Origin of the sequence: Ramlibacter alkalitolerans (assembly GCF_016722765.1) — a bacterium.
GTDB classification, from domain to species: Bacteria; Pseudomonadota; Gammaproteobacteria; order Burkholderiales; family Burkholderiaceae_C; genus Ramlibacter; species Ramlibacter alkalitolerans.
Genome location: NZ_JAEQND010000004.1, coordinates 1 through 15,050 on the forward strand (window position 1 = coordinate 1; position 15,050 = coordinate 15,050).

Here is a 15,050-nt window from a genome sequence, read left to right on the forward strand (position 1 = left end):
CCCCGTTCTTCCAGCGACGCCACATCTCGGCGTTCTGCTCGGGCTCCAGCCCTCGATCTTTTCTCGATGTCATTCCGGCCTTTCACAACATGAATCATGTTGCATTGACCGGTTGAGACCGCCGGGACCCAGGGCTCCCGATGAAAGCGGCCGCTGGCCGCTTTTCCTTTGAAAGCCCTGGATTCCCGCCTTCGCGGGAATGACGGGGGGGCGGGCGCCTGCGGGAATGACGGGGGCGGGCCCTATGCGGCAATGACGCAGCGCGTTCAGGCCAGCCCGCGCAGCGGATGCGCGTGCGCCGGCCACGGGCTGTCGAAGAACGCCCGCACCATCTCGGTCGTGACGTCCTCGATCCGCGCCGGATTCCACTTCGGCGCGTGGTCCTTGTCGATCGCCAGCGCGCGGATCCCTTCGAAAGTCTCGCTCGCGGTGCCGGGTCGCAGGCGGAAGCAGTGGCGGATCATGTCGCGCTCCATCCGCAGGTCCTGCGCCAGCGTCAGGTGGCGCGCGCGACGCAGGTGTTCCAGCGTGACGTGCAGCATCAGCGGCGAACGCTGGCGCAGCAGCGCCGCCGTGTGCGCGGCCCACGCGGAGCCCTCCGCTTCGAGGGCCGCCACGATCTCGCCCACCGAGCCCAGGCCGAAGAAGCGGTCGATCTCCGTGCGCCGGCTGGCCAGTTCCAGCCCTTGCGCCGGCGTGGCCTGCCGCAGCCGCTCGCACAGCGCCTCGAAGGCCTGCGCATCGGCCAGGCTGTCCCACACGGCGGGCAGTTCCGACGCTGCGAGCACGCCGTCGGCGAGCCGCGCCGCCAGCGCGTCGGCCCAGCCGATCGCCTGCCCGGTCAGCGCGAGGTACTCGCCGATGCGTCCCGGGCAGCGCGCCAGGAACCAGCCGCCGCCGACGTCCGGGAACAGGCCGATGTTGGTCTCGGGCATCGCCATGCGGGTGCGCTCGGTGACGATGCGCAGGCTGGTGTCGCCGCCGTGGGCCGAGATGCCCATGCCGCCGCCCATCACGATGCCGTCGAGGAACACGACGTAGGGCTTGGGGTAGCCGTGGACCAGGTGGTTGAGCGTGTATTCCTCGGTGAAGAAGTCCTCCAGCCGCGGATCGCCCGCCAGCACCGCCTGGTGGAAGAAGCGGATGTCGCCGCCGGCGCAGAAGGCGCCGAACGGGCCCTCGCGGCCCATGCCGCGCACCGCGACGCGCTCCACGCGGTCGTCGTCGCGCCATTCGAGCAGGGCCGCGGCCAGCGCGCGGATCATGGACAGCGACAGCGCGTTGAGCGCCTGCGGCCGGTTCAGCGTGATGAAGCCGGCGCTGCCGCGCACTTCGGCGATGACGTCGCTCATGGGAGCACCTCCCTCAGGCTTCGCAAGCTGGGGGCGCCGCTCATGCCCGCTGCCTCCAGCCCGCCATCTCGTTGAGCACCAGCGCGCCGATCACCAGCGCGCCGCCGGCGAGCACCGTCTGGCGCGGGACTTCGTCGGCGCCCAGCCACGCCAGCACGATGCCGAAGATCACCTCCAGCAGCGCCAGCAGCGCGATCTCCGGCGCCTTGAGCACGCGGGCGCAGACCACCGCCAGGGCGCACGGGATGGCGAGCTGCACCAGCCCCAGCAGGGCCAGCAGGCCGACGTCATGCGCCGAGGCGCGCAGCGGCATGGCCAGCGGCAGCGTGACGATCGAGGAGATCGCCGCACCCAGCAGCACGGAAGGCACGAGGTCGATGTTGCGGCCCTGCGCGCTGGCGCGCTGCGAGACCGTCCAGTTGATGCCGCTGGCGAGCGGCACGCACAGCGCCACCAGCGTGCCGGCAAGCTGCCCGCCATCGAGCTCGGTGCCGTACATCCAGGCGATGCCTGCGCCGGCGACGAGGATCGCCAGCCAGGTGCGGGCGGGAATGCGGTGGCCGATGAAGACGCGCGCGATCAGGGCCGTGAGGAAGGGGCCGATCGCCATGGTGACCAGCACGTTGGCGACGCTGGTGAGCGTGAGGGCCACCATGAAGGCGGTGAACATGACGCTCCAGCACAGCCCCGAGAGCCACAGTGCGGCGCCGCCCTTGCGCAGCTTGTCGAACACGGCGCGGCCCTGGAAGAACGGCAGGATCACCAGCAGCGACAGCACCGTGAAGAAGCTGCGCCAGAAGGTGACCTCGAAGCTGCGCGCCTGTTCGAGATGCCGCGTGATCACGCCCGCGATGGACCACATGAGCGTCACGGCGACCATGAGGAAGACGGCTTTGGTGTGGGTGAGCTTCATTGTTGTTGTTCGCGCTGGATTCGTTCGGTGCGAGGACCGCCAGATTTCAACGCAAAAGCCGCAAAGGAAGCGCAAAAGCCGCGAAAGGAGACCGGTAGAAAGTTCTATCTCCTTTGGCGGCTTTCGCGTACTTTCGCGGCTTTTGCGTTGAAGATCCCTGGATCTTACGCGGCGGCGCTTACGCCGCTTCGCGCAGCGCGCGCTTGCGCTCGTGTTCCTTCAGGTGGCGCTTGCGCAGGCGGATCGACTTCGGCGTGATTTCCACCAGTTCGTCTTCCTCGATGAATTCCACGCCGTATTCCAGCGTGAGGTCGATCGGCGGCGTGACCTTGATCGCGTCTTCCTTGCCGGAGACGCGGAAGTTCGTCAGCTGCTTGGTGCGCGTGGCATTGACCACCAGGTCGTTGTCGCGGTTGTGCACGCCCACGATCATGCCCTCGTACACCGGGTCGTTCGGCTTGACGAACATGCGGCCGCGGTCGTCCAGCTTGCCCAGCGCGTAGGTGAAGATCTCGCCGTCGTCCATCGAGATCAGCACGCCGTTCTTGCGGCTGGCGATCTCGCCCTTGTACGGCTCGTAGCCGTCGAAGATGCTGGCGATCAGGCCCGAGCCCCGCGTCAGGTTCATGAACTCGTTGGAGAAGCCGATCAGGCCCCGCGCCGGGATGCGGTACTCCAGGCGCACGCGGCCGCGGCCGTCCGGCTCCATGTTCACCAGCTCGCCCTTGCGCTCGCCCAGCGCCTGCATCACGCCGCCCTGGTGCTGGTCCTCGATGTCCACCGTCACCAGCTCGATCGGCTCGGTCTTGACGCCGTTCACCTCGTGGAACAGCACGCGCGGCTTCGACACGGCCAGCTCGTAGCCTTCGCGGCGCATGTTCTCCACCAGGATGGTCAGGTGCAGTTCGCCCCGGCCCATCACCTCGAACACGCCTTCCTCATTGGTCTCGTTGACCTTCAGCGCCACGTTGGACTGCAGTTCCTTCTGCAGGCGGTCCCAGATCTGGCGGCTGGTCACGTACTTGCCTTCGCGGCCGGCGAGCGGCGAGGTGTTGACGCAGAAATTCATCGTCAGCGTCGGCTCGTCGACCTTCAGCATCGGCAGCGGCTGCGGATTGAGCGGATCGGTGATCGTCACGCCGATGCCGATCTCCTCGATGCCGTTGATCAGCACGATGTCGCCCGGGCCGGCTTCCTTGACCTGCACGCGCGTCAGGCCTTCGAAGGTCAGGACCTGGTTGATGCGGCCCTTGAAGGACTTGCCGTCGGAACCTTCCATCACCAGCACGTCGGTCTGCGGACGGATCGTGCCCTGGTTCACGCGGCCGACGCCGATGCGGCCGACGAAGCTGGAGTAGTCCAGCGCGGAGATCTGCAGCTGCAGCGGCGCAGCGGCGTCGCCTTCGTGCTGCGGCACGTACTTCAGGATGGTGTCGAACAGGGCCGACATGTCGGGGCCCCACTGCTCGCCCGCCGCGCCCTCTTCCAGCGAGGACCAGCCGTTGATGCCGGAGGCATAGACCACCGGGAAATCGAGCTGTTCGTCGGTGGCGCCGAGCTTGTCGAACAGGTCGAAGGCGGCGTTGACCACCTTGTCCGGATTGGCGCCGGGCTTGTCCACCTTGTTCACCACCACGATGGGCCGCAGCCCGAGGGCCAGCGCCTTCTTCGTCACGAAGCGCGTCTGCGGCATCGGGCCTTCCTGGGCGTCGATCAGCAGCAGCACGCCGTCGACCATCGACAGCGCGCGCTCCACCTCGCCGCCGAAGTCGGCGTGGCCGGGCGTGTCGACGATGTTGATGTGCGTGCCCTTCCAGCTCACGGCGCAGTTCTTGGCCAGGATGGTGATGCCGCGCTCGCGCTCGATGGCGTTGTTGTCCATCACGGTGTCGACCACCTTCTCGTGCTCGGCGAAGGTGCCGGACTGCCTCAGCAGCTGGTCGACCATGGTGGTCTTGCCGTGGTCGACGTGGGCGATGATGGCGATGTTGCGGATTTGCGTGCTCATACGTTCTCTGGCTCGGCCACGCCGAGGATTTGCTGGATTTCGATCGGGCTGAGGAGGCGGGAGGGGATCAGCTCTCCCGCCGTGACGTGTGCAGTCCCGAGAAGGACCTCACTCCTCCCCCCCTTGGGGGAAGGTTGGGAGGGGGGCACCTCGGCCCGCGAGCACCCCCACCCCAGCCCTCCCCCAGGGGGGGAGGGAGCGAAGACCGCCACATCCGGCATGTCTTCCCAATTTCCGCGCCGTCGCAAGCCGCTGAGGAAGCGTCCGGCATCTTCCGTGCCGAGCGTGACCTGCGCGTGACCCGGCAGCAGCGATTCGACCGGCAGCAGCCGGCCGACCCTGTCAGACTCGGGCAGCGCCTCGAGTTCCTGCAACGTGATGCATTGGGCGATGTCGAACGGCCCGGTGGCAATTCTTCGCAGTGCCACGAGGTGGGCGCCGCATCCGAGCGCCTGCCCGATGTCTTCGCCCAGCGTGCGGATGTAGGTGCCCTTGCTGACCTTGGCGATGATCTTCAGGCGATCGGGCGCGAGCAGGTCGAGCTTCAATGTGAAGATCGTGACCTGGCGCGGCTGGCGTTCGACCTCGATGCCGGCGCGCGCGTATTCGTACAGCGCCTTGCCGTCCTTCTTCAAGGCGCTGTGCATCGGCGGTACCTGTGTGACGGGACCGGTGAACTGCGCCTGCACCTGGGCGAGCCGTTCGGGCGTGATCGCCGGCACCTCGCAGCGCGCGATCACCTCGCCTTCGCTGTCGCCGGAAGCCGTGCGCACCCCGAGCTGCGCGACGGCCTCGTAGGTCTTGTCGGCATCGAGATGCAGCTGGCTGAACTTGGTGGCGGCGCCGAAGCACAGCGGCAGCACGCCGGTGGCCTGGGGGTCGAGCGTGCCGGTGTGGCCGGCCTTTTCCGCCCGCAGCAGCCACTTGGCTTTCTGCAGTGCGTCGTTGCTGGAGAGACCCAGCGGTTTGTCGAGCAGCAACACCCCATGCACAGGGCGCCGCTGCACCCTGGTGCGTGGCGCGTTCATTCCCTACTCGTCCTTGGAACGGGACGAGACCGCCTTGGCGATCAGCGCGTTCATGTCGGCCGCACGCTCGGTGGTGCGGTCGAAGTGGAAGTGCAGCGTCGGCACGGTGTGGATGTGCAGGCGCTTGAACAGGTGGTTGCGCAGGAAGCCGGCGGCCTGGTTCAAGGCCTCGGTCGTTTCCTCCGGATCACCGACCAGGATGCTGAAGAACACCTTGGCGTGGGCGTAGTCGGGCGTGACCTCCACCGCATTGATCGTCACCATGCCCACCCGCGGGTCCTTCAGCTCGCGCGCGATCAACTCCGACAGATCCCGCTGGATCTGGTCGGCGATCTGGAAACCGCGGTTGGGTTTGGACGATTTCTTGGGCATGGTGGCTTGATGCGCAGTGCTTGAAGGCGGACTTCTCAACGCAAAAACCGCAAAGGACTCGCAAAGGCCGCAAAAGGGAGAAAGGATCTCGTGAAGGATGTCCTTTCGCGGCTTTTGCGCCACCTTTGCGGCTTCTGCGTTCCTGGCCGTCGGCCTTCCGGGTTTACAGCGTCCGCGCAATCTCCTTGACCTCGAAGAATTCGAGCTGGTCGCCTTCCTTGATGTCGTTGTAGTTGCGCAGCTTGATACCGCACTCGAAGCCTTCCTTGACTTCGCGCACGTCGTCCTTCAGGCGCTTGAGCGACTCGAGTTCGCCCGTGTAGACCACCACGTTCTGGCGCAGCAGGCGGAAATGCGCGTTGCGCGTGACCTGGCCGGACGTGACCATGCAGCCGGCCACCGTGCCGATCTTGGACGCCACGAACACCGTGCGGATCTCGGCCGAGCCGATGACCTCTTCGCGCTTCTCAGGCGCCAGCATCCCGGACATCGCCGTCTTCAGTTCATCCACGGCGTCGTAGATGATGCTGTAGTAGCGGATGTCGATGCCGTTGCCTTCGGCCAGCTTGCGCGCACCGGCGTCGGCGCGCACGTTGAAGCCCACGATCACGGCCTTGGAGGCGATCGCCAGGTTGACGTCCGACTCGCTGATGGCGCCGACGGCGGCATACACCATCTGCACCTTCACTTCCTCGGTCGACAGCTTCAGCAGCGACTGCGCCAGCGCTTCCTGCGAACCCTGCACGTCGGCCTTGATGATGATCGGCAGCGTCTTGACCTCGCCGGCCGTCATGTCCGAGAACATGTTCTCCAGCTTGGCGGCCTGCTGCTTGGCCAGCTTCGTGTTGCGGAACTTGCCCGCGCGGTAGGTCGCGATCTCGCGCGCCCGGCGCTCGTCGGACATGACCATGAACTCGTCGCCGGCCTGCGGCACTTCCGTCAGGCCCTGGATTTCCACCGGCATCGACGGTCCGGCCGCCTTGATGGTCTTGCCGTCTTCGTCCAGCATGGCGCGCACGCGGCCGAAGGTCTGGCCGGCCAGCACCACGTCGCCGACCTTGAGCGTGCCGGTCTGCACCAGCACGGTCGCGACCGGGCCGCGGCCCTTGTCCAGCTGCGCTTCGATCACCAGGCCCTTGGCCATGGATTCCGTCGGCGCCTTCAGTTCCAGCACTTCCGCCTGCAGCAGCACCTGCTCCAGCAGTTCGTCGATGCCCTGGCCGGTCTTGGCAGACACCGCCACGAAGGGCGACTCGCCGCCGTACTCTTCCGGCACGACCTGCTCGGCCACCAGCTCCTGCTTGACGCGGTCGGTGTTGGCATCCGGCTTGTCGATCTTGTTGATCGCGACCACGATCGGCACACCCGCCGCCTTCGCGTGCTTGATGGCTTCCTTGGTCTGCGGCATCACGCCGTCGTCCGCCGCGACCACCAGGATCACGATGTCCGTGGCCTGCGCGCCGCGGGCCCGCATGGCGGTGAACGCCTCGTGGCCCGGGGTGTCGAGGAAGGTGACGGTGCCGCGCGGCGTGTCGACGTGGTAGGCGCCGATGTGCTGCGTGATGCCGCCCGCCTCGCCCGCCGCCACCTTGGTGCGGCGGATATAGTCCAGCAGCGAGGTCTTGCCGTGGTCGACGTGGCCCATCACGGTCACGACCGGTGCGCGCGGCACGGCCTCGGCCGCCTGGGCGGAGGTCTCTTCCTCGGTGAAGGCTTCGGGGTCGTCCAGGGCGGCGGTGACCGCCTTGTGGCCCATTTCCTCGACCACGATCATGGCCGTGTCCTGGTCCAGCGACTGGTTGATCGTCACCAGCTGGCCCATCTTCATCAGGGCCTTGATCACCTCGGACGCCTTCACGGCCATCTTGTGCGCGAGCTCGGACACCGTGATGGTCTCCGGCACGTGGACTTCGAGGATGCGCTGTTCGACCGCCGCGGATTGCTGGTGGTCGTCGCGGTCGCGATGGTCGCGCCGGCCGCCGCCGCCACGCGGGCCGCCGCGCCACGAATTGCGGCCGACGCCGCCGGAGACGTCGCCGCGGGTCTTGATTTCCTTCTTCTTGGCCGGATCGTTGGCCCAGCTGGAGGACAGCTTGGCCGACTTGACTTCCTTGCCGGCCCCGGGCGCAGCCGGGGCGCCTGCTGGCGCGGGGGCGCCCGGCGCGCGGGCCTGCGCCGGCGGCTTGTGCAGCGTGCCCTTGACGCCCGGCTTGCCGGGTTCCGGCGCCTTGGCGACCGGCTTGGCTTCCTCGGGCTTCTTGGCGACCAGCACCTTCTTGGGCTGGGCCATCATGGAACGGATGGCCGCGGCCTCGGCTTCGGCCTTGCGGCGGCGCTCCTGCAGATCGCGGGCGCGCGCGGCTTCCTCTTCGGCGCGCTTCTTCGATTCGGCGGCAGCCTTCTCGCGCGCTTCGGCGGCGGCCCGTTCGCGCGCCTCGGCCTGCGCCTTGGCCACGGCCTGGGCGGCTTCGGCTTCCGCAGCCTTGGCGGCGGTCGCGCCTTCCTTGGCGGCGGAGTACGCATCGGCACGCGCCTGGGCTTCCTGCTCGCGCGCCCGTTCGGCGGCGGCACGCGCCTCTTCCTCGGCGCGCTGGCGGGCCTCGGCCTCCTCGCGCTCGCGGCGCTTGGCGACCAGTTCTTCTTCCTGGCGGCGGATCAGTTCGGCCTGGCGGCGCGCCTCTTCCTCGCGGCGCGCGAGTTCGGCGTCGTCCGGACCGGAGGGCGGCGGCGGTGGCGCGGCGACTTCGGGCGCCTCCACCACGGCGGTGTCGGAGCCTTCGTCGCGCTTGATGAAGGTGCGCTTCTTGCGAACCTCCACCTGGATCGTGCGGGCCTTGCCGCTCGAGTCCGCCTGCTTGATCTCGCTGGTGGACTTCTTCACCAGGGTGATCTTCTTGCGGTCGGTCGTGGCGGTGCCGTGGCTCGCCTGCAGATAGCCCAGCAGCTTCTGCTTGTCGGCATCGGTCAGGGAGTCGGTCGGTGCGCTCTTGACCACGCCGGCACTGCGGAGTTGCTCCAGCAGCGTCTCGGTCGATTTCTTGAGTTCGTTCGCGAACTCGGCGACGGTGGTACTAGACATGTTCTGCTCGTCTTCCTCCCTTTATTCATGGACGGCCGTGGCCGCCTGGCCCGTGAACCAGTGTTCACGCGCCTTCATGATCAGGGTCTTGGCCTCTTCCGCGGACTGGCCAGTGATGTCCGTGAGTTCGTCGACGGCCAGGTCGGCCAGATCGTCGCGGGTGTGCACGCCGGCATCGGCGAGCTTGGCAATCAGTTGCGGATTCAGGCCTTCGAGGTCGCGCAGGTCCTGCGAGACTTCCTCGACGCTTTCCTCGCGCGCGATCTCCATCGTCAGCAGCGCATCCTTGGCGCGCGTACGCAGTTCGTTGACCGTGTCCTCGTCGAAGGACTCGATCTCCAGCATCTCGGAGATGGGCACATAGGCCACTTCCTCCAGGCTGGTGAAGCCTTCGACGATCAGGATGTCGGCGATTTCCTCGTCCACATCCAGCTTTTCCATGAACAGCGCGCGCAGCCCCTGCTGCTCCTCGGCCTGCTTCTGCGCCGATTCGTTGGCGTCCATGATGTTGATCTTCCAGCCGGTCAGCTCGGAAGCCAGTCGCACGTTCTGGCCGCCGCGGCCGATCGCGATGGCGAGGTTCTCCTCGTCGACCACCACGTCCATCGCGTGCTTCTCCTCGTCGACGACGATGGAGCTCACGTTGGCCGGCGCCAGCGCGCCGATCACGAATTGCGCGGGGTCCTCGGACCACAGCACGATGTCGACGCGCTCGCCGGCGAGTTCGTTGGTCACGGCGTTCACGCGCGAGCCGCGCACGCCGACGCACGTGCCGATCGGGTCGACGCGCTTGTCGTGGGAGATCACGGCGATCTTGGCGCGCGAACCGGGGTCGCGGGCGCAGCTCTTGATTTCCAGCAGGCCCTGCTCGATCTCGGGCACTTCCTGCCGGAACAGCTCGATCATGAACTCGGGCGCCGCGCGCGACAGGATGATGGGCGCGCCGCGCAGCGACAGGTCCACCTCCATGATCATGGCGCGCACGCGGTCGCCGTTGCGCAGGTTCTCCTTGGGGATCATCTCGCTGCGGCGCAGGCGTCCTTCGACGCGGCCGCTCTCGACGATGATGTCGCCCTTGTCCATGCGCTTGACGGTGCCGACGAAGATCTTGTCGCCGCGCGACATGAAGTCGTTCAGCAGCATCTCGCGCTCGGCGTCGCGGATCTTCTGCAGGATCACCTGCTTGGCCGCCATGGCACCGATGCGGCCGATCGGCAGCGACTCGATGCCTTCTTCGATGTACTCGCCCGGCTCGGCGCCGGCGATGCGCTCCTGCGCGTCCATCATCAGTTCCTCGGCGTCGGGGTTCTGCAGGCCCTGTTCGTCGGGCACCACCAGCCAGCGGCGGAAGGTCTCGTAGTCGCCGCTGTCGCGGTCGATCGCCACGCGGATATCGACTTCGCCCTGGTAGAGCTTCTTGGTGGCCTGGGCCAGGGCGGCCTCGACCGCGCCGAACACGACATCGCGTTCCACGTTCTTCTCGCGCGAGATGGCATCCACCAGCATCAACAGTTCGCGATTCATGTCCCTACTCCTGAACCCCGGCGCGCCTGCGCCCCTTGAAATCCACAATCGGCGCCAGACGGGCATCCTTGACCTCGTCCAGCGTGAAACCCAGGACCTGCACCGGTGCAGGCTCCTTCTTCTTCGCGCGTTTCTGCCCCGGCTGCGGGGGCGGCGGCTCGTCGCTCCAGGTGATCTCCCACCCGGTATCGGCCTTGTGCAGCGTGCCGCGGAACTTGCGGCGGCTGGCGGACACCTGGCCCGCCGCGGCCGCGCCCATCGGCGCCCTCAAGGTGATATCGATCACTTCGCCGGCGAAGCGTTCGAAATCCCTTTCACCGCGCAGGGGCCGGTCGATCCCCGGGGAGGAGACTTCGAGCCGCTTGTAATCGACCTCTTCGACCTCCAGCGTGTACTGCAGCTGGCGCGTGACGCGCTCGCAGTCCTCGACGTTGACGAAGCGCTCTTCCTCGTCCGCGTTCCAGGGAAAGTCGATCGTCACGCGCAGGGTGCCCCCGGCGGAGCGTTCGAGCTCCACCAGTTCGTAGCCGAGTCCGGCCACCGTCTGTGCAACGAGATCCCCGAGGGACGAAGTACTTGCCAAGGTCGTGGTTCGATCCGCCAAAAAAAACGGGCGGTTGGTACCCGCCCGTTTGGTCGTGAAGCCAGTATTGTAACCGCCAAAGCCAATGGTTCGCAAGGCGTCAGGGTCAATCCGGCCCCCATGTGCGGAGCGCGCCGTGCGCCGGCCCGCGAGCTGGGGAACTGCAATCAGGTGGCTGCCGGCGCGATGATTTCAAGACCCGTCGCCAGGCGCCGCCACCGGGATGCGAACGTGGGCGTCAGAGCCCGCCGCCGGCATGCGGCCGCGGGCCGAGGCTCAGCCGCACGAGGGCCTGCACCAGGGTGACGCTGGCCACCATGCCCCACACCATGCCGGCGAACATGCCGGCCAGCACCGCGGCCGGCTCCCTCACCGCCTGCGCCCAGCCCGCGAGTTCCAGGAACACCACCGAGCCCGCGGCCATGCCGACCACCATCCAGGCGGAACAGACGAGGTTCTGACCGAGTTGCGCGCAAAGCTGGCGCCGGCAGCCGCGGCGCAGGCGCGGCATCAGGGGCAGCACCACCAGGCCGCCCGCCACCATGCCGGCGTGGGCCAGGGGGAGCTGGCTGAGGTGCAGCAGCAGCATCGCGCCCACGCCCGTGGGCCCCGTGCACAGGACCGACAGCGTCTCCAGTCCGCCGGAACGGGCGTCGATGGCCATGCCGGCCAGCATGCCGACGGCCCCGAGCAGCAGCATCCACTGCGGGGAGTTGAGGCCGCCGCGGGCCGGCCGCAGCTTGGCCAGCGCCAGCAGGCCGGCCAGGATCAGCGCGACGCCGAGGGCGGCCCAGGCGGTGCCGGTCATGTCAGGCCTCCGCCGGCTGCGGCAGGCCCAGGCGTTCCAGCAACTGCTGGTACGCCTGCGGGGTGTCGCAGTCGGTGGTGAAGCGATCGTGGTCCACGTCGTACCAGAAGGTCTCCTGCGGGTACTGCTGCGCCAGCTTGCGGCAGCCGATCAGGCGCCGGCCCGCTGCGACCTCGGGTGCGTAGGCGGCGCCGAACACGATCGGGTTGCCGCGTTCGCCCTGGTACCGCGGGATCACGATGGAGCTGTCCGGATGGGCCAGCCAGACGTCCATCAGTTCGTGCAGGTCCCCGGTGCGCAGCAGCGGCAGGTCGCCGGGGCAGACGATGATGGCGTCCGTCGCCTGGGTCAATGCCGCCACGCCAGCGGCGACGGAGCGCATCTGGCCGTCTTCGTACCGCAGGTTGGGCTGCACCGTCACCGGCAGGTCCAGCACGGCGCGCATCACGTCGCGGCCCTGGTAACCCGTGACGACCACGGTCTCCTGCATGCCGGCGGCGAGCACGGTGCGAACGGTGCGCCGCACCAGCGCTTCGCCTTCGAAGGGGAGCAGCAGCTTGTTGGCGCCGCCCATGCGGCTCGACTGGCCGGCCGCCAGGACGACGGCGGAAAAGCGGGTGCTGGAACGCTCGGGCTTCATTGCAGTGCCTCCAGGAGGTGGGGCAGGACGGCGCGGATGCTGGCCAGGTCGGCCCCGGGCGCCAGCAGGTCCAGGTGGGGCAGCGCCGCCTGCATGCCCTGGCTGACCGGCGCGAAACCGGGCCGGCTGCACAGCGGGTTGAGCCAGACGATGCGGCGGGCGCGCCGGCGCAGTTGCGCGAGCGCCCCGGACAGCAGCGCCGGATCGCCGGTGTCGTAGCCGTCGCTCATCACGATCACGGCGGTGCGCGAGTGCACGAGGCGCGACGCGTGGTCGGCATTGAACTGCGCCAGGCTTTCGCCGATGCGCGTGCCGCCGCCCCAGCCCTGCGCCATGAGGTGCAGGCGTTCCTGCGCGCGCCACGGGTCGGGGTCGCGCAGCGCCTCCGACACCGCCGTGATGCGGGTGTGGAAGATGAAGGTGTGGACGTCGGCCAGCTCCGCGCTCAGGGCCCGCGCCAGGCGCAGGTAGAAGAAGCTGTAGGCCGCCATCGAGCGGCTGACATCCAGCAGCAGCACGAGGCGCGGCCGCACGCGGCGCGGTGCCTGCCAGGCCAGGTGGATCGGCGTGCCGCCGCTGGCCACGCTGCGCCGGATCGTGGCCTGCAGCGCCAGCCGCCGGTGCTGGTGGGCGCGCGCCTGGCGGCGCAGCCGCAGGTGCTTGAGCCGCCGCGCGAGTTGCCGCATCAGGGCCTCGACGTCCAGCGCGTGCTCGCGGGCGAGGTCGCGGAAATCGGTGGTGGACAGCACTTCGGCGCGACTTGCGGCGTCGCGCGGCTTCAGGGGCTCGCCGGCGTCCTTGCCTGGCTCGCCGCCACCGGCGCGGCTGGCGGCCTGCTGCATCCCGCTTTCGACGATGCGCTGCTGCGGCGCGGCCCAGCGGTTGGCGGGCAGGAACCAGGCGTCGAACAGGGTATCGAAGCGCCGCCACTCGTCGCAGCGGCCGCACAGCAGCGCCTTGAGGCTCCAGCGCAGGACCTGCGCGTCGAGCACGCCGACCTCGCGCGCCGTCTGCAGCACTTGCACCGCGTCGGCCGCGCCGACGCCGAAGCCGTTGGCGCGCAGGAAGGCGGGGAAGCCCGCGAGGCGGTCGGCGGCGCGGGATTCCATGCAGAGGACGCCCTGGATTCCCGCCTCCGCGGGAATGACGGCAACCGCCTGCTCAGGGATGGCGAATCGGTTCAACATGCCGCCGCCAGTCGCGCGACCGCTTCGCGCGGAAACGCCGCGCGGTCGTCGCGGGTCTTGATCAGGGTGCCCAGCGTCGAAAGGATGCGCTCGGCGCCATCGCGCTCGATCGTCGCAATGCCCAGGCGCAGCAATGCCGCCGTCCAGTCCAGCGTCTCGGCGACGCCGGGCTTCTTCTGCAGTTCCATGCGACGCACGCCCTGCACGAAGGAGACGATCTGGCGCGCGAGCGCCGGCGCGGCCTGCGGCGCCTTCAGCCGCACGATCGCCAACTCCTTCTCGGGCTCGGGATAGTCGATGTACTGGTACAGGCAGCGGCGGCGCAGGGCGTCCGAGAGTTCGCGCGTGCCGTTGGAGGTGATCACCACGAGGGGCCGCGACGTCGCGCGCACGGTGCCCAGCTCGGGAATCGAGAGCTGGAAGTCCGACAGCAGTTCCAGCAGGTAGGCCTCGAAGGCCTCGTCGGCGCGGTCGACCTCGTCGATCAGCAGCACCGGCGGCTCGGCACACGTGATCGCCTCCAGCAGCGGGCGCTTGAGCAGGTAGCGCTCGGAGAAGATGTCCTGTTCCTTCTGGAAGACGCTGCGCTCGTCCTGTTCCAGCAGCTTGATCGCGAGCAGCTGCCGCTGGTAGTTCCACTCGTACATCGCGGCGTGGGTGTCCAGGCCCTCGTAGCACTGCAGGCGGATCAGGCGCGTGGCGCGCACGGCGGCCAGCGCCTTGGCGATCTCGGTCTTGCCGACGCCTGCGTCGCCTTCCAGCAGCAGCGGCCGCTGCAGGTCCAGCATCAGCAGCAGCGCCGCGGCGAGCGAGGGCTCGGCGATGTAGCCGGCCTGCGCCAGGTCGGCCTGCAGAACCGCCACTTCGGTCATCCGGCCCTCCTGCATGGGCGCCCTTCGTCAGGCCCGGCGGGCCGGGAACAGGTCGTGCAGCCAGGCCCGGAACATGGCCCACAGCAGCGCCAGGCCATTGAGTTCGCGCTTGGCCGCGGGAGGCGGGTTCGGCGCAGGCTCGGCGGGCGCCGCCTCCGCCGGCCTGGCGGCGGGCTCGTCCGGGGCCTGCACCGGCAGGCTGCGCAGCTTCTCGGCGAAATTGGCCGCGAACTGCTGCAGCACCTGGTCGGCCACGGCGGACATCAGCCGGCCGCCGAAGGTGGCCGCCTTGCCGCTGACGGAGACCTCCGCCGCGCCCACCAGGCGGCAGGCCGTGGTGCCCGCTTCCTCGATGTGGGCGCGCAGGTCCATCGCGGCGCCCGAGGTGCCGGTCGTGTCCGTGCCGCGGCCCACCAGGAACAGGCTGCGCGCGGCGGCGTCGACGTCCTTGACCTCCACCTCGCCGCGGAACGCGAGGCTGGCGGGGCCGAGCTTCACCGTGACCGTGCCCTTGACGTGGCGATCGTCCACGCGTTCGGTGATGCGGGCCCCGGGCATGCAGGCGGCGACCGCTTCCAGGTCCTGCAACAGCGTCCAGGCCGCCGCCGCGGGCCCGCCCAGCGCGAACGATTTCTCCAGCTGCACCTTCATGCCATGTCTCCCCGAGCGACTTTGCGTTTGTGA

Annotated in this window: 13 protein-coding genes; all 13 read right to left on the reverse strand. The window is 68.6% G+C overall.

What is annotated here, in order from left to right:
- Positions 1-266: 266 nt before the first annotated feature.
- The 13 genes from JI746_RS07500 to JI746_RS07560 all read right to left on the reverse strand — a co-directional run bounded on the left by JI746_RS07500 (position 267) and on the right by JI746_RS07560 (position 15,017).
- Entirely contained in the window at positions 267-1,352 is a 1,086-nt protein-coding gene (locus JI746_RS07500) for an enoyl-CoA hydratase/isomerase family protein (protein WP_201688201.1), read from the reverse strand.
- Positions 1,353-1,392: 40 nt separating this feature from the next.
- Positions 1,393-2,265, reverse strand: coding sequence for a DMT family transporter (locus JI746_RS07505; RefSeq protein ID WP_201688202.1), 873 nt, complete (start codon positions 2,263-2,265; stop codon positions 1,393-1,395).
- Between the two features lie 178 nt (positions 2,266-2,443).
- Positions 2,444-4,273: a translational GTPase TypA gene (gene typA / locus JI746_RS07510; protein WP_201688203.1), complete on the reverse strand. Its 1,830-nt coding sequence runs from the start codon at positions 4,271-4,273 to the stop codon at positions 2,444-2,446.
- Positions 4,270-5,301 (reverse strand): tRNA pseudouridine(55) synthase TruB, encoded by a 1,032-nt coding sequence (gene truB / locus JI746_RS07515; RefSeq protein WP_201688204.1) that lies wholly within the window; start codon positions 5,299-5,301, stop codon positions 4,270-4,272. The genes typA and truB overlap by 4 nt, the downstream gene beginning before the upstream one ends.
- Positions 5,302-5,304: 3 nt before the next feature.
- Positions 5,305-5,673 carry a 30S ribosome-binding factor RbfA gene (rbfA, locus tag JI746_RS07520; protein WP_201688205.1) on the reverse strand — a complete coding sequence of 123 codons (369 nt, stop codon included), beginning with the start codon at positions 5,671-5,673 and terminating at the stop codon, positions 5,305-5,307.
- A gap of 163 nt (positions 5,674-5,836) precedes the next feature.
- The gene (gene infB, locus JI746_RS07525) at positions 5,837-8,752 is read right to left on the reverse strand and encodes a translation initiation factor IF-2 (RefSeq protein WP_201688206.1); all 2,916 of its coding nucleotides are present in this window, start codon (positions 8,750-8,752) and stop codon (positions 5,837-5,839) included.
- Positions 8,753-8,773: 21 nt separating this feature from the next.
- Complete coding sequence (gene nusA, locus JI746_RS07530) at positions 8,774-10,276, reverse strand: transcription termination factor NusA (RefSeq protein ID WP_201688207.1); 1,503 nt, start codon at positions 10,274-10,276, stop codon at positions 8,774-8,776.
- A gap of 4 nt (positions 10,277-10,280) precedes the next feature.
- On the reverse strand, positions 10,281-10,859 hold the full coding sequence (gene rimP, locus JI746_RS07535) for a ribosome maturation factor RimP (protein ID WP_201688811.1): 579 nt from the start codon (positions 10,857-10,859) through the stop codon (positions 10,281-10,283).
- A 238-nt stretch (positions 10,860-11,097) separates the two neighbouring features.
- Positions 11,098-11,667: a hypothetical protein gene (locus JI746_RS07540; protein ID WP_201688208.1), complete on the reverse strand. Its 570-nt coding sequence runs from the start codon at positions 11,665-11,667 to the stop codon at positions 11,098-11,100.
- A 1-nt stretch (position 11,668) separates the two neighbouring features.
- Positions 11,669-12,307, reverse strand: coding sequence for a nucleotidyltransferase family protein (locus JI746_RS07545; protein WP_201688209.1), 639 nt, complete (start codon positions 12,305-12,307; stop codon positions 11,669-11,671).
- Complete coding sequence (locus JI746_RS07550; protein ID WP_201688210.1) at positions 12,304-13,416, reverse strand: vWA domain-containing protein; 1,113 nt, start codon at positions 13,414-13,416, stop codon at positions 12,304-12,306. The genes JI746_RS07545 and JI746_RS07550 overlap by 4 nt, the downstream gene beginning before the upstream one ends.
- Positions 13,417-13,487: 71 nt before the next feature.
- The gene (locus JI746_RS07555) at positions 13,488-14,381 is read right to left on the reverse strand and encodes an AAA family ATPase (RefSeq protein WP_201688211.1); all 894 of its coding nucleotides are present in this window, start codon (positions 14,379-14,381) and stop codon (positions 13,488-13,490) included.
- 12 nt (positions 14,382-14,393) lie between these two features.
- Complete coding sequence (locus tag JI746_RS07560; protein WP_201688212.1) at positions 14,394-15,017, reverse strand: SRPBCC family protein; 624 nt, start codon at positions 15,015-15,017, stop codon at positions 14,394-14,396.
- Positions 15,018-15,050: the final 33 nt, after the last annotated feature.